Origin of the sequence: Gracilibacillus sp. YIM 98692 (assembly GCF_010993965.1) — a bacterium.
GTDB lineage: Bacteria > Bacillota > Bacilli > Bacillales > Amphibacillaceae > Gracilibacillus.
In genome coordinates this window covers 146937-171322 of sequence record NZ_WIXM01000007.1, presented here as the reverse complement: position 1 = coordinate 171322, position 24386 = coordinate 146937, and the positions used below count along the sequence as shown (strand labels likewise).

Genomic DNA, 24386 nt, shown 5'->3' with positions numbered 1-24386 from the left:
CTGCACAACTAAACTAAACCATTTTTTCGTTATTTTGATGTCCACTTTCTTGACAGAGATCCATACGCTCCTTTATTTGTGGTAAAAAAGTTTTTTTAGATGGCTGACAGACATGTGTTCCTTTATTCAGCAAAAAGGGATTAGTTTTCACAAGGTTTTGAGTATATAACGTACCTGATGTCCGCAACCTCCTTCAAAATGCTCTTTTCTTAGAAATAAGGTGCTCAGTGTCCGTAATAATAAATCTATCCCCTACAATAGCCTGTTCATAGTGTTTTTGTAATGGTAAAATAGAACTACAAAATAAAAATAAGGAGATTTCTATGAAGTTATTGTTCAAGTTATTTCAGAAAAAGGATAAAGTCCAAAAAAGAAAAGCAAATACTATAACAAAGAAGAAAAATCTTTCTTCTAAAACGAATAACGAGAAGGTAGCGGTTCGAAAAGGGGAAATTGGTGAATATAAGATTAATATTCAGTTAGACCAGCTTCCAAAAGAGTATAAGCACCTCGAAGATATAATGATTAAAAATAACCAAGCAAAAACGGGTTACTCTCAAATAGATCATGTATTAATCTCCCCATATGGAATTTTTGTCATTGAAACAAAAAATTATCAAGGAACCGTTTATGGGGGAAAAGAGAGAAAAATATGGTCTGTTAACGGTAAATTTAATTTGATGAATCCTTTTCAGCAGAATTATGGTCATATACAAGCTTTGAAAAAATTAATGGATGAAGAGTATCATCCTTATTTTATTTCTATGGTGTCTTTTACAAAACGTTGCACATTTAAACTGGATGACACAGAGCTGAGGAAAATAGCATCAGACGAATTAATTGTTTATGACGTTGAATTGTCCGAGTTTATAAATAGAAAAGTGTATATGAATAAGCGTCAATACAAAGAACCATTATTAACAGAGATGGATATTGAGAACGTTTATAACGAAATAAAATCGACAAATATAACAGATCCATCCATCCGGAGGCAACATGTGCAATCATTAAAAGAGAGCAATAGAAAAAGTACTCAGAAAAGATCAGAAAAGAACGACAAGTGTAAAATTTGTCAAAAACCTGTTACTGAAAAAGTGAGGAAGTATTGTCTTTCTAATAAAAAGTTTAAAGGTGAAATCTACTGTTTTGAACATCAGAAAACTGTCGGTAAGTAGTGAAGCATTTGGAATTCATTAAACATTTTCTAATTAGCAAAGTTCGTTAGGCTATATCTAATATCAGTTCAGATTTTTTAATTTGACAAATTAATAGTGAACATTCACATATTTCGAATATAAAAAATGATTTTGCAGACTTAAAACAATATAGTGATATGTTTAAAGCTTTATCTAATACGCATCGTCTTGAAGTGTTTCTTTATTTAGCTAACAACTGCTTCCCAGGAGAAACAAGTACAGATAAAGAAATGCATTCTAGTGTAGGGGAATTAGGAGACAGGCTAGGCATTACTCCATCAACAGTATCCCATCACCTTAAAGAGTTGCGTCACTTTATATGGATTAAGCATCGCGTTTATGGATAAATATGTTAAAAAATGTAGGATAACGATCATCGTTGAAAGAGATGCTTACATGACATTTAATGTCATATTAGCTGTAGTAGGAGTTATATCGGGAAGTATGGTCATGATGTATAATAAACGAAATAAGAAAAATAGATAGAAATTTTTAATCTTTACCTTTAATCATATTCCTAGTGGTTTAACCTGTTTAGATCTCTATCAATAATAAGATTGAAGCCAGTTATTCATAAGTTAGAATAGCTGTTTTTTTGATGCCAATTAAAATAGGTGCTAAAAGCGTCGATTTTAGATATCATAATATGTAACAGAGAAATGGGGGATCACAGGAATGTTTGATGTCATTAATAATACAGATCAATTTATTCTTCTCGCAGCAATTGTTCTTACAGTTAGTGTTTTAGTGACAAAGTTTTCTAACCGACTCGGTGTACCATCACTTATTCTTTTTATCTTGCTTGGTATGTTAATAGGTAGTGATGGGCTTGGGTTTATTTATTTTGATAATGCTAGAATTGCCCATTTAATCGGTATGGTTGCATTAGTGATTATCTTATTTGAAGGTGGTATTCAAACGAAATGGAAAACGATTCGCCCTGTGATCGGTTCTTCTCTTACTTTGGCAACACTCGGGGTCCTTATTACTTCAGGATTAGTGGGAATCGTTGCAAAACAGGTTTTTGATATTTCATGGTTGGAAGCGATGCTTTTAGGTTCAATTGTTGGTTCGACGGATGCTGCTGCAGTTTTTGCAGTCCTAAAAGGAAAAAATATTAAGGATAAATTAGAGTCAACACTGGAGGCTGAGTCTGGTACGAATGACCCGATGGCAGTGTTTTTAACCATATCCTTTATTCAATTACTAACAATCGAAAACTTGTCTATAGCTGGTCTTGTTTTTAACTTTCTATGGCAAATGGGAATTGGTGCTGTATTAGGTTATGCATTTGGACAACTGGCCGTAGCATCCATTAATCGTATCAATTTAGACTCCAGTGGTTTATATCCACTCATTGCACTAGCATTTGCACTGATTACATATAGCTTTTCAGCAATTATTGGGGCAAGTGGGTTATTAGCAGTATATATTGCAGCACTTGTGATTGGTAATGCGGAATTAACATATCGTCATTCGATTCTTCAGTTTAATGAAGGATTTGGTTGGATGGCACAAATTACGATGTTCATTATATTAGGTTTATTTGTTTTCCCGTCTACTCTTTTTACAACATCCATCATATGGAAAGGTTTAGTCGTTTCTGGTGTGTTAATTTTCATCGCAAGGCCAGTAGCGGTGTTCCTTTCCCTGATTTTCTTCCGTTACCAAATAAAAGAAAAAATGTTCCTATCTTGGGCTGGGCTTCGTGGTGCAGTGCCAATCGTTCTTTCTTTATTTCCAGTTTTACTCAATTTAGATAATAGCCAGTTATACTTTAATGTGGTCTTTTTCGTTGTCATCTTATCTGCTTTGGTACAAGGTTCCACGATTACGGTTATAGCCAAATATTTAGGCTTACTAGGTCCAAAAAAAACAAAGCCAGCCCATTCGTTAGAGCTAGTCTCATTAGGAAAATCGAATGTAGAAATGTTGGAATATGAGGTGGTCGAATCAAGCTTCGTTATCGGGAAACAGCTTGTAGACATATCCTTTCCCCAGAAAGCTTTAGTAAGTGCAATCATACGGGATCAGAAAGTGGTAACCCCTACTGGAGACACAAAAATTCATAAGAATGATATACTATATATACTTGTAAATAAAAAAGCCAAAAATGAGCTAAAAGACATGTTAAAATAACTTTTAAGGATTTAATGGAAGAATAGGACAATAGATTTATTTTGAGTGAAAGGGGAAAGAACATCTTGCAAAAAAATATACCTATCGATACAATTGCTGATATTGAAAAAGAACTGCGCTATATAGCAGGAATTATTAAACAACAGGGAAGAGAAATTCTTCATCATTATCCGATCACAGCACCACAATTTATTGCATTACAGTATTTATTAGAGTATGGCGATTTAACATTAGGTGAATTGTCAAATAAAATACATATGGCATTTAGTACGACGACTGATTTAGTGGACCGTATGGAGAAAAATGGTATTGTGGAGCGTGTGAAGGATACGAAAGATCGCCGAGTTGTTCGGATTCATTTGCTCGATAAAGGAAAGCAAATTATTCGTGAAGTGATAGAAAAAAGACAAGAATATTTAGGAGAAGTATTGCAAAATGTTTCTGAAGAAGATATTACAACATTGTCACACCTTCTTCACTTCTTGCATTTTCAAATGAAGGAAAATGCTGATCGGATGAAAAAACAAAAAGAGAAGAGTTAAAGAGGAGATACGTATGGATAAGCCAATTGGTGTTATTGATTCTGGTGTCGGTGGCTTAACTGTTGCTAGTGAGTTGATGCGGCAGCTGCCAAAGGAATCTTTTATTTACGTGGGAGATACAGAACGTTGCCCATACGGCCCTAGGCCTAAGACAGAGGTTATGCAATATACTGGGGAGATGGTTCGTTTTTTGTTGGCAGAAGATATAAAAATGCTTGTAATTGCCTGTAATACAGCAACTGCTTATACGTTAAGAGAGTTGCGGCAAGAACTCGACATACCTGTAGTCGGAGTTATTCAACCGGGGGCACGAGCAGCGATAACCAATACAAGGACTTCTGAGGTCGGAGTGATTGGAACAGAAGGGACCATTACAAGTAAAGCATATACGAAAACACTAAAATTAATAAATGAAGAGATCATTGTTCATGACTTAGCTTGCCCTCGATTTGTCCCTTTAGTGGAAAAAGGAAGGGTAACAGGATCAGAAGCATATGATGCGATTTATGAAACATTAGAGCCATTAAAAAGGATTAGAGAGATGGACACTTTAATTCTTGGTTGTACGCATTATCCAATGATTATGGATTTGATTCAGGAAGTCATGGGATCATCTATCACCATTATTTCTTCAGGGGAAGAAACAGCAAGAGAGGTTAGCACCATATTATCATATAAGAAAAAGCTATATCGTGGTGATAAGCAGCCAAATTATCAATTTTATACGACAGGGGATGCGAATATTTTTAAACAGATTGCCTCCCGTTGGTTAGAGCAAAAGATTAATTCTGTTTATGAAATAACGTTGTAAGAAAAGCATGGGGAGACTTCTCCATGCTTTTTCTAATGATTTTTTCATTATTTGATTGGTCTATTTTATAAAAAGGCTAGTATATATAATAGTACAAACCATCGTAGGAGGTATCGGTTATGAGAATCGATTTTCGTAAATCATACGTTGTGCTATTTTCAGCATTGATTTTGGTCCTTTCTGGCTGCGGGGTGTTCCAAGGGGAACAAACGCTGCAAGAATTAGATGAAGTACCAGAAGAAGCAAATTATATTGATAACCCTGAAGATTTAGAAGAAGGGGAAGAACAGGGTCAAGAATCAGATGAAAGTAATGAAGGGGAGTCAGACGGTGAAGAAACAGAAGAAGGCGAGACAGAAGAAGAATCTTCCACAACATCTGCAAATCGTGTGCTTTATTTGTTAGATGAAAATGGTTTGGTTGTCCCACATGAGGTTAGTTTGCCAACACCTGAATCAAAAGAAGTCGCTAAACAAGTGCTGCAGTATCTAGTGCAGGGCGGTCCTGTGACAGATATGTTACCGAATGGTTTTCAAGCAGTGCTTCCAGCAGGAACAGAAATTCTTTCGCTAAACATTGAAGCAGGTGGCACCTTAGTAGTCGATGTTTCGGAAGAGTTTAAAACGTATCAAGCAGAAAATGAGAAAAAGATTTTGGAAGCGATGACCTATACATTAACACAATTTGAAAATGTTAATCGTGTGAAGTTGTGGATTAATGGACATGAACAAGATGTCATGCCAGTGAACGGTACTCCTATCAATGAAGGTTATTCACGTGCAAATGGCATTAATGTACATCAAAGCGAAGCCGTAGATTTAATGGAAAGTAAAGCAACTACGCTTTACTTTCCAATGCAAAATAATGAGGAAGTGTACTTTGTTCCGGTTACACAACACGTAGAAATGGATGCAGAAAATCCTTATCAATCGGTTGTACAAGCATTGTTGAATGGACCAGCATTTGATCTTCCATTACAACATTTTATGAATACAGGTTCACAATTAGCATCCGCTCCTGTTATGCAAGATGGTGTGCTTTCTATTACATTTAATGAAAATATATTGTCCAATAGTGAAAAAAGTATGATTGCAGATGAAGTAATGCAATCCATTGTGTTAACTCTTACAGAACAAGAAAATATTGAAGCGGTTGAAGTATCCATCGAAAACCATGATCAACTTGTTAATGAAAATGGACAACCATACGCAGAGCCAGTATCTAGAGATATGTTTATCCCAACTGAAAGTATTTAAATTTCCACACCCTATACTTGTGTATGGGGTGTTTTTTCCTTGTTAATAATATAAAAAATGATAATGTATGAAAGTTCAATTATATTGAGAAAATATGTTACGATATATAAGAATGTGAGGAGGAAGATTGATGCGAGAAACAGGGAGAGAAAATAATCAATTAAGACCAATTCAAATGGATACTAATTTTACCAAACATCCGGAAGGCTCGGTATTAATAACAGTAGGTGACACCAAAGTTATATGTAATGCAAGCATAGAAGACCGTGTCCCTCCGTTTATGAGAGGTTCAGGTAAAGGGTGGATTACAGCAGAATATGCGATGTTACCACGTGCGACAGAAACCCGAAATATCAGAGAATCCTCTAAAGGAAAAGTATCTGGAAGAACGATGGAGATTCAACGTTTAATTGGTAGATCTCTACGTGCAGTGGTTGACTTAGATGCCATTGGAGAGAGAACGATTTGGGTGGATTGTGACGTGATTCAAGCTGATGGTGGTACGAGAACAGCATCAATTACGGGTGCTTTTGTTGCTATGGTATTAGCATTAGGAAAGCTTGTGGATCGTGAAGTATTACATAGTATTCCGATAACAGACTACCTTGCAGCCATTTCAGTAGGGGTATTACCAGATGGTACAGAGGTTTTAGACCTTGAATATTCAGAAGACTCAGTTGCGAAAGTGGATATGAATGTTGTGATGACTGGTAAAGGGGAATTTGTGGAACTTCAAGGAACAGGAGAAGAAGCAACTTTTTCTCACAAACAATTATCGAAAATGCTTGAGCTTGCTGAAAGTGGCATGAATGAGATCTTTGCTATTCAAAAAGAAGCCATTAAATCGTATCATGAGAAGATAAATTTGTAGTAAGTGAAGCTGGAGGATATTATGAAATCTTTAATTATTGCAACGAAAAATCAAGGGAAGATGAAAGATTTTAAAAAACTATTTGAGCCTTATCAAGTAGAAGTTAAGTCTTTACTTGATTTAGATCAGCCGATTGGGGAAATTGAAGAAACTGGAACAACTTTCGAAGAAAATGCAGCCATAAAAGCAGAAACCATTTGTGATAAATTTCAAATACCTGTAATAGCTGACGATTCTGGAATTGAAGTAGATGCATTGGACGGCGCGCCAGGAGTATATTCTGCCAGGTATGCTGGAGAACAAAAGGATGATCAAGCCAATTTAGTGAAAGTTCTACATGAACTAAAAGAGGTACCAGAAAAGGAACGAACGGCAAGGTTTGTTTGTGTTTTAGCTATTGCTCAACCGAATAAAGAAACAATCTATAAGCGTGGAGAGTGCGAAGGCTATATAGGTTTTGAAGCAAAAGGCTCATACGGATTCGGTTATGATCCGATTTTTTATCCAGAAGGCTATGACAAAACAATGGCGGAACTATCTCCAATTCAAAAAAATCAAATTAGTCATCGAAAAAAAGCGTTAGATCAAATAGAGAATTGGGTAAAGCAATATTAGAAATATAAAAATCAAGGGGATGAAGGAATGCCTAAAGTACTTATCTTAAGTGATAGTCATGGTTGGGAACAGGAAGTGGAAGATATAAAACAAAGGCATCAAGAAGAAGTAGATGCGATGATTCATTGTGGTGACTCAGAATTAGCATATGACTCAGACATACTAGAAGGCTTCCACACCGTACAAGGGAATATGGACCTGGATAGTCGTTTTCCTGAAGAAATTGATGTGGAAGTAGGAAACTTACACTTTTTTGTGACACATGGCCATCTATTCCAAGTAAAATCCACCTTAATGCCTTTATCTTATCGCGCAGAGGAGCTTGGAGCGAATGTTATCTGTTTTGGTCATTCTCATGTTGCTGGAGTTGAAAAGCAAGGGGATCAGTTATTTATTAACCCTGGCAGTATTCGGTTGCCACGTTCAAGTTATCCGGGTTCTTACGCCATATTGACAGCTACAGATGATTTGAAGGAAGTTTCCTTGCGTTACTTTACGAAGGATGGACAAGCTATTGATAAGCTTTCTTATCTTACATCTTTAGCATTATAGAACAGGAAGGAATTCCTTCCTGTTCTATTTTTACCCTGATTTTCTTTAAGTAAATTTGAGGTACACGGTTGACAAAAATTGATCAAGTTAATATAATAGTAGTTGTCCGCTACAGAACATATCAATTTCTTCCAATTGATTTTTGTTAATCAATCAATATATTTATACATAATCATATGCGGGTGTAGTTTAGTGACGAGCAAAGCAACGTCGAATCAGCTACGTGTTGTCCCGAAGAATACAGCTTCTAAGATTAAGCTAGCAGATACAGGGACAGGAACCACGGCCATAATAATGAAATGATGCGTCAAACTAAATAATATATTTATACATAATCATATGCGGGTGTAGTTTAGTGGTAAAACCTCAGCCTTCCAAGCTGATGTCGAGGGTTCGATTCCCTTCACCCGCTCCATGTCCCAGTAGCTCAGCAGGATAGAGCAACAGCCTTCTAAGCTGTGGGTCGCAGGTTCGAATCCTGCCTGGGACGTTTCTTAGATAATATAGGTTGATTTCATCACCTATCTTAATAAGCTGAAATGTTGGAATATAAACATTTTAGCTTATTTTTTTGGGAGAAAATCACTAATATCATAAATCTGAGCTGTTTTCTCTTTTGTTCCTGGTATCTTAAGGAAGGGGGAGGAGAGGAGTTAATCACTCCTTCCTACTTGTTTTAATCAAAAATACTGTTTACCATCGTGATGTGCTTATAATCACCGTTTTGTTCAAAAAATTCATCAGTAATAACTGCAACTTTCTTTCCATCCACATAAATGACTTCTCGCTCATCATCTTTAACGTGATTTATTCGTGCTTGAGCTTCCTCTGGGGTTTTGATATTAAATATTTCTGATATATTTTGATAAAGCTCTTCAGTATACTGCACAACATTTTGAGCAAAAGGATCATGGTATGTTTGTGTTTCGCCTTCTAACTTATCAAGATCGTGACCGAAGTCGCCATTCATTTTCATTATATCACCTACTTAAATAATTTATTTTTAGCCTGCCCAGCTACTCGATGACCAATACCCTTTCGTATCACATCCGCATCATTCCAAATTCGTTATACCTGAAGATATTCCAACATACAGAAATTACAAGTTGAAAAAGAAACAGAGGGAGCGGGATATTCACAGGCAGGAAAAAGGAAGTATTTTAGAAAGTGCTATAATTAAGGGGCTCCATATTATTGAATTGGTATAAATTAAAATAAAACAGCTACTTTGATTGGGTAGCTGTTCTTTTAAATTCATAAATATTTTTATAAACTAACTTTAATGTTGATATTTCCTGTTTTTTCTATATATTGTCAATTTTCCAAATAGATGAGGCATATTCTTTTATAGTCCGATCACTCGAAAATTTTCCAGAATGTGCAATATTAATTAGGCTTTTAGACAGCCATTCATCTTTGTTACGATATACTTGATCAACACATTGCTGGGTCTCTACATAGTCAGCAAAATCCTTCATGACAAAGTAAGAATCATTTGTTGACAATAAGTGATAATATATATCTTTAAATTCATAATACCCGTATAGACCATCTCTTAATTGATTCATAATTTGAGTAATTCTTTCATCTGTTTGATACTCTTCATATGCTTGATATTCGCCGCTGTGATAATAATGATAGACTTCTTCAGCTCGTAGGCCAAATAAGAAAATATTGGATTCATTTACAAGGTTTTTAATTTCAATATTGGCCCCATCTAATGTTCCAATAGTTAAAGCACCATTCATCATCATTTTCATATTCCCTGTCCCAGATGCTTCTTTACTAGCAGTGGAGATCTGTTCACTAAGGTCTGTTGCTGGAATGATTTTCTCAGCTAAGCTGACATTATAGTTTTCTAAAAAGACAACTTTTAATTTATCATGGATGGTCGGGTCATGATTAATAATCTCTGCCATTGTATTAATTAATTTTATAACTTCCTTTGCAAAGTAGTAGCTAGGTGCAGCTTTAGCACCAAAAATAAATGTCCTTGGAGTAATATCCAATGTTGGATTATCTTTTAGCTCATTATATAAGTACATGATATGAAAAACGTTCAATAATTGACGTTTATATTCATGCAGCCGTTTGATCTGTACATCAAAAATAGATTGCTCATCTACTTTGATACCTGTCATTCGATAAATGACGTTAGCTAATTCCTGTTTGTTTTGCTGTTTTATTTTGCCTATTGATGTGAGTAATGGTTTATCATGAATGTGCCTTAATAAATGGGTCAGCTCCCGAGGGCGATAAATCCATCTATCATTGATCGTTTCAGAAATCACGTCAGATAATCGTGGGTTTACCATTAATAGCCAACGCCGATGCGTTATACCGTTGGTCTTATTTTGAAAACGACCAGGGTATAGTTGGTGAAACTCTTTCATTTCTTGCTGCTTTAAAATTTCGGTATGTAGTTTTGCAACACCATTAACACTAAAACTACCAACAATGGCTAGCCGAGCCATGTGTACTTGATTATCGGCAATAATAGCCATTTTAGGGATCTCTAAACGCAATTCTGGATGATCAAACCATATTCCTTGGCAAAAACGCTCATTGATTTCATTGATGATCATGTATAGTCTTGGCAGCAGATGTTGGATCATGTCAGTTGGCCATTTTTCTAGTGCTTCGCTCATGATGGTATGATTAGTATAAGCAAAGGTTTTGGTTGTTACCATCCAAGCATTATCCCAACTAAATCCTTCTTCGTCCATTAAAATCCGCATCAATTCTGGAATGGCAAGGCTGGGATGCGTATCGTTAATTTGGATGACTACTTTTTCATGCAGTTTTTGTAAATCATTGTTGCCATTGTTTTTAAACTCTCGAATAATTTGTTTAAGACTTGCAGCAACAAGAAAATATTGCTGTTTAATACGTAAATGTTTTCCCTCGTGACTAGAGTCATCAGGATATAAGAAGCCGGATATTTGTTCAATTGTATGTTGATGGTCTATCTCATGATAATAATCTTTAAATTCAAGTGGACTTTCTGCAGAAGTGTGTTCCGCACTCCATAATCTTAGTGTATTTACTATTTGATTTTGATATCCAACTATAGGAATATCATAGGGAACGGCAAGTACTTTATCTGTATTCTCATAATTGAATTCTAAGGAGCCATCATATTTTTTATGCATATGCACAGTGCCGCCAAATATGATCTCAATAGCTTCTTCTGGTTTCCTTCTTTCCCATGGATACTCATTATCAAGCCAGTAATCAGGTAATTCTGTTTGATAGCCATTAATAATTCGTTGCTCAAATAATCCATAACGGTAACGAATACCAAAACCATGACCAGGATAACGCATAGATGCCATGGAGTCTAGGAAGCATGCAGCTAATCTCCCTAATCCGCCATTTCCTAGTCCTGGATCATGTTCTTGTTTATAAATCTCTTCTGGTTCAAGCCCTAACTTCTCCAGTGCTGTATTACAAACATCCAGCATCTGATGGTGAAGTAAGTTGCTTTTTAATAAGCCGCCGATTAAAAATTCCATTGATAAATAATATACTTGCTTTGGTTTTTTGTTTTTGTACAATTTATTAGTTTTTTCCCAATCTTTATCAATCTGATGATTCACTATGGCACTAATTGCAAAATAAATTTCTTGATGACTGGCTTCTGATACCTCTTTTTGGAATTGGGTTTCCGTTTCTTTACGAATATCTTCCATAAACTCCTCTACGGTCCAATTAGTCATGTTTCATTTACTCCTCTCCAGTAAGATTTTCACCATAGCTTTCATCTTTTAAACATGCTTATATTAAGCATGTTGCATTTCCGATGTTAGAAGGGAGGAGTAAAGACTATCATATGCTTTGGCTGAATCTTTCCAGCTGAAATTTGATTTTTTTATGTTCTTGAATAAAGTCGTCCATTTGTTTTTGTCGTTATAGATGGATAGCGAATACCGCAGTACGTTTAACAAATCATGTGCATTATAATTTGTAAAACTAAAGCCATTCCCTGTATCGTTATATTCATCAAATGGTGTAACGGTATCTTTTAAACCTCCTGTTTCTCGTACAACCGGAACAGATTTGTATTGAAGAGCAATAAGTTGTGCTAATCCACATGGTTCAAATAATGATGGCATCAAAAAGAAATCACTTGCAGCATACAGTTGTCTAGCGAGTGCTTCATCGAAACTCAAGTAGGCTGCCATCTTTTCACTATGGCGCTCTGCTGCATGGTAAAAGAAATGTTCAAATTCATAATCACCTGTACCTAACAAAATGAACTGTACATTTTCCTGCAGAAATTCATCTAGAATTGCTTGAATAAGGTGAAGTCCTTTTTGCTCCACAAGTCTAGTAACGATGACATATAATGGTATGTCTTGGTCAATGGTTAGCCCGAATTGCTCTTGTAACTGTAACTTATTTTCCTGTTTCTTTTTTCTCGAATAAGAATAATTGGTGAAAAGATTAGGATCTGTTTTTGGGTTGTAGGCTTCCATATCTAAACCATTTAATATACCAACGAGATCATCGGATCTTTCGGATAGAAAAGGATGTAAACCTTCTCCGTAATATGGTGTTTTGATTTCATCGGCATAAGTGGGACTTACCGTTGTAATTTTATCTGCATGGAAAAGAGCTGCCTTTAGAGAATTTAGAAGTCCATGCCATTCTAAACCAGCTATATGATCCGGTGGAATATTAAATAAATCTTCAAATGCATCTTTTTGCATAATTCCTTGATATTTTAGGTTGTGGATGGTGAAAATAGTCTTCATATCTTGAACAGGTTGATAGATCTTTGCAAGAGCAACTGCTAAACCTGCTTGCCAATCATGTGCATGCAAAATGTCTGGCTTAAAATCAATCAAAAATAATGCTTCTATAACTGCTTGGCTAAAGAAGAGGAAACGTTCCCCATCATCTTCATAGCCATAAATGCCATTTCTTGAGAAATAATAATCATTAGCAACAAAGTAATAAGTCAATCCTTTATAGGATAATTGGTAGAATGTTGCTTGATGAGTACGCCATCCAACTTCAACATCAAGTGTCGTCACTACTTCCATTTGATTTCTCCACGTTTTCGGAATGTCTTGATAGAGAGGGAGACATACTCTGATATCTCCCTTTCCGTTTTTCTTCAGTGCTTGGGGCAATGAACCGACAACATCTGCTAATCCACCTGTTTTGATGAATGGTGAACATTCAGAGGCAACAAATAAAATATTTTTTTTCATTTGTTTGGTCACTCCTTATACTGTTTTTTGCTTAGCAACAATAAATGGCTGCTTTTCTGAACCTTTTAAGAATTGATTTTTGGAAACCGTTACCTCTTTATCAATGATGATATTCTCTACATGAGCATTTTCTTCGATGGTACAATCATCTAAAATAATGGCATTTTTTACTACAGCCCCTTTTTGTACTTTCACACCTCGGAATAATAAGCTGTTTTTCACTGCTCCGTCAATAACACCTCCTGTTGCGATAAATGACTTGGAAACATTGGAAGTTGTGTTATATTTTGCTGGAGCATGATTGCTGATTTTGGTGTAAATTTTTTCTCCAACCGGGAAAAGTTGTTTGTAGTTATTCATTTCTAGTAGTGCTAAACTATTTTTATAATAACTGTCCACAGAATGAATCATAAAGCTATAGCCATTATATTGATAAGATTGAATGTTTAATCTGTGTAGGTTCGCTATAATGCCATCTATGAAAAAATGCTCTTTATAAGTAGCAATACATTTTTCTACTAATTCAGCTAACAATGATTTTTTGATGATATAAATTCCCGAGAAAACATGAGGATTGTTTTTATCACTTGTTATCGCAGTTACAGTTCCGTTTGTTGCTGTGTCAACTTTTAAACAATGCTCATGTTCTGTTGATAAATTATATGTGGTGGTTAGCAGTGTGACATCGGCATTGGTGTCAAGGTGATGTTGGAAAAGCTCTTGGTAATTCATATTCGATATAAATGAAGTACCACTAATTAACACATGATCTGACTTATTTCTTTCGAAGTAATCCCAGTTGTTGCAGAAGTGTTTTAGGTCTCCTTTTGACATATCAGACTGATTGTTTTCTTGAGGGGGCAAAATATAGAGACCGCCATGTCTTTTATTTAATTCCCAATCTACTCCTGAACCGAGATGGTGCATTAAGGAACGATATTTATGTTTTGTAAAAACCGCTATTTCATTGATGTTGGATTTTGTCATGTTAGATAGGGTGAAATCTATCATTCGGTAACGACCAGCAAAAGGAACTGCTGCTGGACAACGTGTTTGTGTCAGTTCGTTTAAAAAATCATGCTCATGCTCTAAATTAATTAATCCCATTAATGATTCCATATAAGATTTGTCTCTCCTTTTTCATTTCTATTATGCGATAATAGGAAGTGTATGATTAAAAGTTAGATGTCATGCGTTTTAACAGTGGTGATTCTTCCATCGGTTGTAGTTTTTCTTTCACATATTCCTCAGACACAACAATTGGTTCTTCGTTAGGACTAGCTACAAGCACTGTATGATCAGGAATGGTGACGTTTTCTTTTACAATAACTCGATCCAGTACTACATTAGAGCCAACTCTAACACCAGGGAACAAGATAGATTGCTTAATTGATGATGCTTTATCAATATGCACATTTTCAAATAAAACAGAATGATCTATTTTTCCAGATACAATACAGCCATTATTTATCAAGGAGTCAGTAGCTTTTCCGTTTTCTGTGATAAGTTGTGGTCCGAAGTTTGAATCGTGAGAGTAAGTCAACCATTCATTATCGCTCATGGAGAGGGGAATGTTTTCTTCAAGTAAATCCATATGCGCTTCCCAGTAACTTCCTATTGTTCCAACATCTTTCCAATAACCTTCAAACTTATAAGCATAAAGATTCATACCATCTGCAAGCATTGCTGGAAGAACATCTTTTCCGAAATCATGATCAGAATCTAAGAGCATGGCGTCTTTTTCTAAGTAACGTTTTAATATAGACCAATTAAAGATATAAATGCCCATGGACGCCAAATTGTTTTTAGCATGTTTAGGTTTTTCCTCAAATTCGTAAATGCGCATGCTTTCGGTAGTGTTCAGTATCCCGAATCGAGAAGTTTCTTTCCACGGTACTTGAATGGCAGAAATGGTTGCATCAGCGTTTGTTTCTTTATGCTGTTGTAAAATTTTTTCGTAATTCATATGATAAATATGGTCGCCGGAGAGAACCATAACATATTTAGGATCGTAGCGTTCTATAAAATTTATATTTTTGGTGATGGCATCAGCTGTTCCTAAATACCAATTACCACCTTCACTATTCATATAAGGAGATAAAACAGTCAATCCATCTTCCATTCGGTCTAAATCCCAAGGTTTACCTATGCCTATATGTTTATGAAGCTCAAAAGGAGAATACTGTGTAAGCACTCCAACAGTGTGCATTCTAGAATTTATGCAATTACTAAGAGTAAAATCAATAATGCGGTATCTCCCTCCAAAAGGGACAGCGGGTTTTGCAAGATTTTTAGTTAATTGTCCTAATCGTTTTCCTACCCCTCCAGCAAGGAGCATTGTGACACATTCTTTTTTCATAGCAGTTCCTCCTTAAATGAATTTACCTATACCCTTTGAAAAATGCATATAGCTAAGGGTGGTACTTTTATTTTTATATGTTGCTTCTGACCATGCCATGTTTCTGAGATTGTTGTTAACTGTCCTTGATTACGCTGGTCAGAACCACCATAATTAGCAGCATCTGAATTAAATATTTCTTGGTATGTTCCAGGATGAGGAACTCCCATTTTAAAATCGTTGTAAACAACAGGTGTGAAATTACAAACAATGAATATTTCTTCATTTGATTTACCGCTTTTTCGTTGAAAAATAAGAATGCTTTGTTCATGATTGTCTGGGTCAATCCATTCAAATCCACTTGGATCGTGATCTAATTTATATAAGGAAGGTTGCTCTAGGTAGAACTTTTGCAGGTCACTTACATAAGTGTGCATAGATGCATGTAATGGGTAGTCAAATAATAGCCAATCAAGCTCGTATTGATCTCTCCATTCTATATATTGGCCAAATTCTCCTCCCATAAATAATAGTTTTTTTCCCGGATGAGTAATCATGTAGCCGTACAATAATCGTAAATTCGCAAATTGCTGCCACTGATCACCTGGCATTTTATCTAATAAAGATTTTTTACCATGAACCACTTCATCATGAGAAAGTGGTAGAACAAAGTTTTCAGTATATGCATACATCATGGAAAAGGTTAGGAGATTATGATGCCATTTTCGATAGACAGGGTCATAAGACATATATTCTAGTACATCATTCATCCATCCCATGTCCCATTTAAAATTAAAGCCGAGACCGCCTAACCAAGTTGGTTTGCTGATTAACGGAGAATCAGAACTATCCTCTGCCATCATGAGGGCGGAAGGAAAGTATTGAAATACCACCTCATTTAACTTTTTAAGAAAGGCAACAGCTTCTAGGTTTTCATAACCGCCTAATCCATTTTTCAACGGTTGTTTCTCAGCTTCTCTATCAAAATTTAAGTTTGTCATACTAGCAACAGCATCTACTCTGAGTCCATCGATATGGTACTCACTCAACCAAAAGATAGCATTGGAAATAAGAAAGCTTTGTACTTCTGGTCGTCCAAAATCGAATGTTAATGTTCCCCAAGAAGGCTTTTCTGCTTTCTCTAGGTCTTCGTATTCAAATAAGGGTTCCCCATCAAACAGGCGTAAACCATGAGCATCTTTGCAAAAATGCCCCGGAACCCAATCCATAATAACGCCAATCTGATGTTGATGACATTGATCGACAAAATATTTAAAATCATTCGGAGTGCCGTATCTACTAGTAGGTGCATAGTATCCCGTGATTTGATATCCCCAAGATCGATCAAGAGGATGTTCTGCCAGTGGCAAAAGCTCAATATGGGTATACCCCAATTCTTTTACATATGGAATAAGCAAATCCGCTAACTCTCTATAAGAGTAGTAACTACCATCTTTCTTCTGCTTCCAAGTCCCAGCGTGTAGCTCATAAATCAAAATAGGAGATTCATGAGGATTAACTTTTTTTTTCTTTGATTCCCAATCCTGGTCTTTCCACATATATATATCATTGGAAGGAGTTAGGGATGCCGTATTTGGTCGAAGTTCCGTTGCAAATGCATAGGGATCCGATTTTAGAATAGGTGTTCCATTACTAGGTGTAATTAGAAACTTATACGGTGTTTCCTCGTCTATCTCTGTAAAGGTACCTGCCCATAAACCAGATGTGCTTATCCGAGTTAAGGGATAATCATATCCAGTCCAATCGTTAAAATCACCTGCTAAAGATACAGCTGTGGCATTCGGTGCCCATACAACAAATTGCCAACCTGTTATATGATGTGATCGGTAAGGGTGGCATCCTAAAAATTGGTAACTAAAGTAATGTGTCCCTTGATGAAAAAGATAGTGATCATAATCAGTGATGAGTGATGTCATGATTACTCCTTTCAAATTAAAGTAATGATAGTTTTGATAAGATATTCATTTTTGAGTAAATAATGGTAGTGCAAAATTTGGTAATCATATAATGACATGTAATTCAAGATGTGTGAGGAAATTCGTGAAGGTAAAATAGATAATTATACATTTTGTATCATGATGAGTGTAAAAAAAGATTTTATGTAAATGCATATTTCCACATTAAAAAGTGATACCTATATAATTATATTCTAGAATTATTTATTTAGTATTGTCAATATAAATTCAGAAAATTTTGAAAAAAATTACAACGTAAATATTTTTTTACATTTGTTTTGAAAAATATAGTTTGTTTTTGGTTTTCAAAGTGAAAGTAATGGATATGAATAGAGAAGGGAAAATAATAAAGCTTCTGTGAAATGAGGATTTGTAAATGGAAAAATTACACGCATGGCTTGATAAACATAATGTCATTACGATTTCGTCCCATAAGGTGGATTTATGTCAAAAAACATCACCTTATGTAAAGGTTGATAAAAAAGTGATTTCTGTCGAATCTATCGAAATAGACTGTGAAGGGTTAGTGCATATTTCGTTAGAGCAAGGTGTCCCGCTAGGGAAAAAAATCGTACTGTGCTGGGGAGATGAATACTTTTTAGTTTATCCTAGAAAGATCGTCCATACTAATTGGTTTGATAATCAATTTGATGCAAGTGATAGTGAATTAGGAAGCTTTTATACAAAAGGAAAAACAGTGTTCTCGGTTTGGGCACCTACTGCTACAGATATGAAACTACGAATAGGTGATCAACTAAAGCAGATGAAAAGACAAAACAATGGGGTTTGGACAGTTAATGCATATGGCGATTGTCTGCATATGACATATCAATTTGTTGTAACGGTAAACGGAAAGGTGCAAGTGACAAACGATCCGTATGCCAAAGCCATGACTGCTAATAGTGAGAAGAGTGTAGTGGTAGATCTTTCAAAAACTAATCCAAATTCTTTTAGAGAGGTAGATTATCCAAAAATAAAAAAACAAGATGCTATTATTTATGAGCTGCATGTAAGAGATGCAACGAAGGCTCGAAACAGTGGTGTTAAGCATCGTGGACAGTTTATAGGATTAACGGAAGTAAATACAACAAATGAATCAGGCTATTCTACCGGTTTATCTTATATAAAAGAACTAGGTTGTACTCATGTACAGTTATTGCCTATTCAAGATTTTGCACGCGTTAATGAAAAAAAACCTGATCAAGATTATAATTGGGGTTATGACCCATTGTTCTTCTTTGTACCTGAAGGAAGCTATGCAACAGATGCAGACCAACCATCACTGCGAATTCGCGAGTGTAAAGAAATGATAAAAGCATTTCATCAACAAGGTATATCGGTCATCTTAGATGTAGTGTTTAACCATGTTTTTTCAATGAAGCAGTCTGCTTTTGAAAAATTAGTTCCTGGATATTACTTCCGATACCAGGATGATGGTCAACCTAGTAATGGAAGCGGGACTGGAAATGATCTTGCAACGGAAAGAAATATGGTGCGAAAATTTATAAATGATGCTATAGATTACTGGTTAAGCGAATACCAAGTCGATGGATTCCGCTTTGATTTAATGGGACTAATGGATATTGAAACGATGAAACAAATTGTTAAACGCTGTGAATCCGAACCGAGACCTATTCTTTTATTAGGTGAGGGATGGAATTTGGATACACCTCTAGCACAAGAAAAAAGAGCGGTTACGGAAGAAGCGAGGCAACTTCCAAGTATTAGTTTTTTTAATGATAAATTCAGAGATTCCCTGAAAGGGATGTTGTTTGATCAATATGATCAAGGATATGTTAATGGGCATGGAAGGTATATAGAGAAATTATCCGCATTATTTTCAGGAGCATGCGATAATAGGTTTTCTCCTAATATATTTCCTTCACCAATGCAATCTATTAATTATGTCGAGTGTCATGATAACCACACTTTGTTTGATCGCCTTCAAGTGACAAATGGAGAAGATAGTATAGATGTAAAAAAGAAGATGCATCAATTAGCAACAGGATTAACGATTTTGAGCCAAGGCATTCCTTTTCTGCATGCTGGGCAAGAATTTTTTCGAACAAAACATGGTGATGAAAATAGTTACCTTTCTGGAGATGCCATCAATCAATTAGATTGGGATCAAAGAGAATTAGAAGATGAGAATATTACATGGATACAACAACTCATCCAATTAAGAAAGTCTTATTCTGTATTTAGGCTTGAATCCCGTAAAGATATTCAAGAAAGGGTACACATGATCTCTACTCCTAATCCATTATTCGGTTGTGTTTTATTAGGAAAAAAAGAAGATATTGTGGTTTTGGCTAACCCAACTAGATCAAGTAAGAAAATTACCATGCCATCACAGGGCTGTTGGGAACAATTGCTCAGTAATCAAATGCACTCAAGCGTGTCTGAGGAATGTTCGACAAACTTAAAAACAACTATAGACCGGTTTGAATTAGCAGTTTGGAAAAAAAATCGTCTGTAAGGGTAAGAGTTGGAAATGTTTATTTCATTTTTACTTGAGTGTTCTTTGAATAATATTTACAATAGATATAATTATAGGTAGGAAAGGCAGGTGATAGGATGGAAGAAGAGCAGGATAAGGTAATCATATTTCCAAAATGGAAACAAGATTTAGAAAAGAAAGCAAAACAATCTATGCAAGATAACCGTTTTCAAGAAGCTTACACTTATTTTAATCAATTAACGGATAATGGCGTTATCTCACACGAAGTGATGACAGGTAAGCTTATTTGCATGATGGAATTAAACTATTATGAAGAAGCTGAAATTCTATGCGAACAGTTAATTGCAAAAGAAGATGAATACCTGTCATCTTATTTACATATATATGCCACATTACTGTTTCAATCAAGTAAATATAAAGAGTTAATGCAGTTAGTGGAGGACACGGAAGAAAAGCAGCAGTTGGTATCACCAATGCACGAACAACTGCAACATATGTATCAATTAAGTCAGGAGTTACAACAACAAGAAGATCAAAAGTCCTACATAGAAGTAATGGATAAGCTGAAGGAAGCGGTTCTGAACAGAAATGATCGTCAACAATGGTATATGATAAAACGTTTACTAGAATTGAATGTGAAAAAAGATATACCTTTATTGAAGGATATGTTAAAAGATTCGGGTATTCATCCAGTTGTTAAAACAGCTATTTTAGAATATTTTATAGAATCTGATCGAAGCGAGAAAGTGATCGTGGAAAAATTTAATCTTACATATGAATTTGTCATACATAATAAGGAAACAGTATTTTCTAGCACTTTTTTTTCAGGTGTATTTAAGTATTTAGAAGATGTTCAACAAAATGATCCCACAAGCTTTCAAATGATTCAGTTTATCCTCCAACGTTTTGCTTATGTTTATGCCCCTTTTTTACCTGAGGAAGAGAATTATGAAGTGTTAGCTTCAGCCTTGTTATATTATGTCAATCAAAGTTTGGGGATGGATCGTTCACATGATAGGGTAGATACTCATATGTTCGAGCATCATGTAAAAATGATAGATACTGCAGAAAAATTATATGGTACACTTCTAGATATTTAATGATAAGTAAAATCAATAAAGTTATCTATTATTTAAGTTGAATGGTTGTTAGAAGCACCATTTCAAAAAAACTAGCTTCCTATGTTATTATTATTGAAAGCCAGCACAATTATGTTATAATGAGATGGTTGCAATTTGCGTTCGGTCTATTATAGTATGGTAAATTGAATGAACGTCAAATATACAGATTTTTTATGTTGGAGGGAATTTAGAATGACTGCAAAATGGGAAAAACAAGAAGGCAATGTCGGTGTCTTAACTGTTGAAGTGGACGCTGATAAATTCAATAATGCATTGGACCAAGCCTTTAAAAAAGTAGTGAAGGATGTACAAGTGCCAGGTTTCCGTAAAGGGAAAATGCCACGAGGTTTATTCGAAAAACGTTTTGGTGTAGAAGCATTATACCAAGATGCAGTAGACATTCTTCTTCCAGGTGAATATACAAATGCAGTTGAAGAAGCTGGTATTGAGCCAGTTGATCAACCTGAAGTAGATATTGAGCAAATCGAAAAAGGGAAGAACCTTATCTTTACTGCAAAAGTAACAGTAAAGCCTGAAGTTACACTTGGTGAATACAAAGGTCTTGAAGTAGAAGAAGCAAGCACAGAAGTAACTGATGAAGATGTAGAAGAAGAGATTAAAAAACAACAAGAGCAACAAGCAGAACTTGTTGTGAAAGAAGAAGGAGAAATTGAAAACGGTGATACAGCTGTTATCGATTTTGAAGGTTTTGTTGATGGAGAAGCCTTTGAAGGCGGAAAAGCAGAAAACCATTCATTAGAGATCGGTTCTGGTTCTTTCATTCCTGGCTTTGAAGAACAACTTGTTGGTAAAAAAGCAGGAGAAGAAACAGAAGTGGAGGTTACTTTCCCTGAAGAATACCACGCAGAGAATTTAGCTGGTAAAGACGCTACATTTAAAGTGAAAATTCATGAAGCTAAAGCTAAAGAAATGCCAGAATTAGATGATGAATTTGCTAAAGATGTAGACGAAGAAGTAGAAACGCTAGACGAGTTAAAAGATAAAACGAAAAAGCGTCTAGAAGAACAAAAGCAAACAGAGGCAGAGAATAACAAGCGTGAAGAACTAGTTCAGCAAGCTTCTGAAAATGCAGATGTTGATATTCCTGAAGCGATGGTGCAATCAGAATTGGATCGCATGCTTCAAGAATTTGAGCAAAGACTTCAAATGCAAGGCATGACACTAGACATGTACTTCCAATTCTCTGGTCAAGATGAAGATGCGTTAAAAGAGCAAATGAAAGAAGATGCTGGTAAACGTGTAAAAACAAACTTGACATTAGAAGCTATTGCAAATGAAGAAAATGTTGAAGTAACAGATGAAGATGTGGAAAAAGAATTAAAATCTATGGCATCTATGTATAATATGGAAGTCGATCAAATTAAGCAAGCAATTGGTGGAAACACTGCTGCTTTACAAGATGATCTTAAATTCAAAAAAGCAATTGATGTCCTTGTAGATAACAGCAAAACGAAATAATGTACTTATGAAAACAAGGTGCGCTACATCGTACCTTGTTTTCTGTACTATTTTACATCACATACATCAACTTATTCAGAAAAAAGGCCAGTATAATGATACATTGATGATCTGTTACATATACATAAAATAATGCGAACTATTTGTAATCGTCATTAATTATTGATAAGCTTATAAAAATAATGACTGCAAATGATTAAAGGCGTTTGTTGAAAAGATTAGAAGTTCTGTAGATATGATATGCTTTTAGTGGAACACTACATGATATAGTAAAATAACATCTCTAACAAGTGTATTACTTTTTTAATTTTTAACAATTTGATATGATGGGCTAAAGAAACAGTTAGTCATGGAGACATATGACGTTGTTATTGGTATTTTTTGAATAAGGGGTGAATTCCATGTATAAATTTAATGAAGAAAAAGGACAACTGAAATGTTCATTTTGTGGAAAAAGTCAAGACCAGGTTCGGAAATTAGTTGCAGGACCAGGTGTTTATATATGTGATGAATGTATTGAGCTATGCACAGAAATTGTAGAGGAAGAGCTTGGTACTGAGGAAGAAGTGGAATATAAAGATATTCCAAAACCGCAAGAGATTTGCGAAATATTGAATGATTATGTGATCGGGCAGGAAAAAGCGAAGAAAAACTTATCTGTTGCTGTATACAATCATTATAAGCGAATTAATGCGCCATCGAAAAAAGACGATGTAGAGTTAGCTAAAAGTAATATTGCCATGATTGGTCCAACAGGTAGTGGTAAAACTCTACTAGCTCAAACATTGGCACGAATCTTGAATGTTCCATTTGCCATTGCAGATGCAACCTCGTTAACAGAAGCAGGATATGTAGGCGAAGATGTGGAAAACATTCTGTTAAAGTTGATTCAAGCAGCGGATTATGACGTAGAAAAAGCGGAAAAAGGTATTATTTATATTGATGAAATCGATAAGGTAGCAAGAAAATCTGAAAATCCTTCCATTACTCGTGATGTTTCAGGTGAAGGGGTACAACAGGCACTGCTGAAAATCTTAGAGGGTACTGTTGCAAGTGTTCCACCTCAAGGTGGTCGTAAGCACCCACATCAAGAATTTATTCAAATTGATACAACGAATATACTATTTATCTGTGGTGGTGCATTTGACGGCATTGAACAGATTGTGAAACGCCGTCTTGGGAAAAAAGTGATAGGCTTTGGCGCTGATGTTGAAAATCAAGAACATGACAAAGCGACATTATTATCTAAAGTTTTACCAGAAGACTTATTACGTTATGGATTAATTCCTGAATTCATTGGTCGTTTACCAGTTATCGGAAGCTTAGAACCTTTAGATGAAGACGCATTAGTTGAAATTCTAACAAAACCTAAAAATGCAATGGTCAAACAATATCATAAATTGTTTGAGATTGATGATGTTGAGCTGGAATTTGAGGAAGAAGCTTTACGTGCAGTTTCAAGAAAAGCAATTGAACGTAAAACAGGTGCACGTGGGTTGCGCTCTATATTGGAAGGTATTATGTTAGATGTGATGTTTGAATTGCCATCACGTGATGATATTCAAAAATGTGTGATTACTCCTGATGCAGTAGACAAAGAAGATGGTCGTCCGAAGCTAATCCATGAAGATGGTTCAGTCATTGATCAAGATAAGCAATCGCCTAAAGAAAGTGCTTAAAGATGATGATCAAAATCCCTTGTTTTTGGAACAAGGGATTTTGTATGTTTACTTCCTGATAGTTAGGTAAAACTAACAGTAGCTGTTATAATATATAAACATTTACAAAAATACAGATTTTCTTTAAACTA

Annotated in this window: 19 protein-coding genes and 2 tRNA genes; 15 read left to right on the top strand and 6 right to left on the bottom strand. The window is 35.4% G+C overall.

What is annotated here, in order from left to right; genetic code table 11:
- Window positions 1-323 precede the first annotated feature (323 nt).
- From GHD00_RS09605 to GHD00_RS09555, 11 genes are all read left to right on the top strand, one after another.
- Window positions 324-1175, top strand: a complete 852-nt coding sequence (locus GHD00_RS09605; RefSeq protein WP_163537944.1) for a nuclease-related domain-containing protein — start codon at window positions 324-326, stop codon at window positions 1173-1175.
- A gap of 158 nt (window positions 1176-1333) precedes the next feature.
- A complete protein-coding gene (locus tag GHD00_RS21435; RefSeq protein WP_163537943.1) occupies window positions 1334-1543 on the top strand; it encodes a helix-turn-helix domain-containing protein in 210 nt (69 codons plus the stop codon).
- A 328-nt stretch (window positions 1544-1871) separates the two neighbouring features.
- Entirely contained in the window at window positions 1872-3335 is a 1464-nt protein-coding gene (locus tag GHD00_RS09595) for a potassium/proton antiporter (RefSeq protein WP_163537942.1), read from the top strand.
- Window positions 3336-3400: 65 nt separating this feature from the next.
- The gene (locus tag GHD00_RS09590; protein ID WP_163537941.1) at window positions 3401-3877 is read left to right on the top strand and encodes a MarR family winged helix-turn-helix transcriptional regulator; all 477 of its coding nucleotides are present in this window, start codon (window positions 3401-3403) and stop codon (window positions 3875-3877) included.
- A gap of 13 nt (window positions 3878-3890) precedes the next feature.
- A complete protein-coding gene (gene racE, locus GHD00_RS09585; RefSeq protein WP_163537940.1) occupies window positions 3891-4688 on the top strand; it encodes a glutamate racemase in 798 nt (265 codons plus the stop codon).
- A 119-nt stretch (window positions 4689-4807) separates the two neighbouring features.
- Window positions 4808-5944, top strand: a complete 1137-nt coding sequence (locus GHD00_RS09580) for a GerMN domain-containing protein (protein WP_163537939.1) — start codon at window positions 4808-4810, stop codon at window positions 5942-5944.
- A gap of 130 nt (window positions 5945-6074) precedes the next feature.
- The gene (gene rph / locus GHD00_RS09575) at window positions 6075-6815 is read left to right on the top strand and encodes a ribonuclease PH (RefSeq protein WP_163537938.1); all 741 of its coding nucleotides are present in this window, start codon (window positions 6075-6077) and stop codon (window positions 6813-6815) included.
- Window positions 6816-6836: 21 nt separating this feature from the next.
- On the top strand, window positions 6837-7430 hold the full coding sequence (locus GHD00_RS09570; RefSeq protein WP_163537937.1) for an XTP/dITP diphosphatase: 594 nt from the start codon (window positions 6837-6839) through the stop codon (window positions 7428-7430).
- A 27-nt stretch (window positions 7431-7457) separates the two neighbouring features.
- Complete coding sequence (locus GHD00_RS09565) at window positions 7458-7982, top strand: metallophosphoesterase family protein (RefSeq protein WP_163537936.1); 525 nt, start codon at window positions 7458-7460, stop codon at window positions 7980-7982.
- Window positions 7983-8323: 341 nt separating this feature from the next.
- A tRNA-Gly gene (locus tag GHD00_RS09560) sits at window positions 8324-8397 on the top strand.
- A 1-nt stretch (window position 8398) separates the two neighbouring features.
- Window positions 8399-8472: transfer RNA gene (locus tag GHD00_RS09555), tRNA-Arg, on the top strand.
- Between the two features lie 186 nt (window positions 8473-8658).
- Here the strand turns inward: GHD00_RS09555 and GHD00_RS09550 are convergent.
- The 6 genes from GHD00_RS09550 to glgB form a co-directional block, all read right to left on the bottom strand.
- A complete protein-coding gene (locus GHD00_RS09550; protein WP_163537935.1) occupies window positions 8659-8958 on the bottom strand; it encodes a hypothetical protein in 300 nt (99 codons plus the stop codon).
- 328 nt (window positions 8959-9286) lie between these two features.
- The gene (locus GHD00_RS09545) at window positions 9287-11701 is read right to left on the bottom strand and encodes a glycogen/starch/alpha-glucan phosphorylase (RefSeq protein WP_163537934.1); all 2415 of its coding nucleotides are present in this window, start codon (window positions 11699-11701) and stop codon (window positions 9287-9289) included.
- A 63-nt stretch (window positions 11702-11764) separates the two neighbouring features.
- Window positions 11765-13201: a glycogen synthase GlgA gene (gene glgA / locus GHD00_RS09540; RefSeq protein ID WP_163537933.1), complete on the bottom strand. Its 1437-nt coding sequence runs from the start codon at window positions 13199-13201 to the stop codon at window positions 11765-11767.
- A 15-nt stretch (window positions 13202-13216) separates the two neighbouring features.
- On the bottom strand, window positions 13217-14320 hold the full coding sequence (gene glgD, locus GHD00_RS09535; RefSeq protein WP_163537932.1) for a glucose-1-phosphate adenylyltransferase subunit GlgD: 1104 nt from the start codon (window positions 14318-14320) through the stop codon (window positions 13217-13219).
- Between the two features lie 55 nt (window positions 14321-14375).
- Window positions 14376-15560 (bottom strand): glucose-1-phosphate adenylyltransferase, encoded by a 1185-nt coding sequence (locus tag GHD00_RS09530; RefSeq protein WP_163537931.1) that lies wholly within the window; start codon window positions 15558-15560, stop codon window positions 14376-14378.
- A 26-nt stretch (window positions 15561-15586) separates the two neighbouring features.
- The gene (gene glgB / locus GHD00_RS09525) at window positions 15587-17476 is read right to left on the bottom strand and encodes a 1,4-alpha-glucan branching protein GlgB (protein ID WP_163537930.1); all 1890 of its coding nucleotides are present in this window, start codon (window positions 17474-17476) and stop codon (window positions 15587-15589) included.
- Between the two features lie 415 nt (window positions 17477-17891).
- On the opposite strand from glgB, the gene pulA reads away from it, so the two are divergent.
- The 4 genes from pulA to clpX all read left to right on the top strand — a co-directional run bounded on the left by pulA (window position 17892) and on the right by clpX (window position 24255).
- Complete coding sequence (gene pulA / locus GHD00_RS09520; RefSeq protein WP_163537929.1) at window positions 17892-19994, top strand: type I pullulanase; 2103 nt, start codon at window positions 17892-17894, stop codon at window positions 19992-19994.
- A gap of 98 nt (window positions 19995-20092) precedes the next feature.
- On the top strand, window positions 20093-21076 hold the full coding sequence (locus GHD00_RS09515) for a hypothetical protein (protein ID WP_163537928.1): 984 nt from the start codon (window positions 20093-20095) through the stop codon (window positions 21074-21076).
- A gap of 213 nt (window positions 21077-21289) precedes the next feature.
- Window positions 21290-22576, top strand: a complete 1287-nt coding sequence (tig, locus tag GHD00_RS09510; protein WP_163537927.1) for a trigger factor — start codon at window positions 21290-21292, stop codon at window positions 22574-22576.
- A 401-nt stretch (window positions 22577-22977) separates the two neighbouring features.
- Entirely contained in the window at window positions 22978-24255 is a 1278-nt protein-coding gene (gene clpX / locus GHD00_RS09505) for an ATP-dependent protease ATP-binding subunit ClpX (RefSeq protein ID WP_163537926.1), read from the top strand.
- Window positions 24256-24386: the final 131 nt, after the last annotated feature.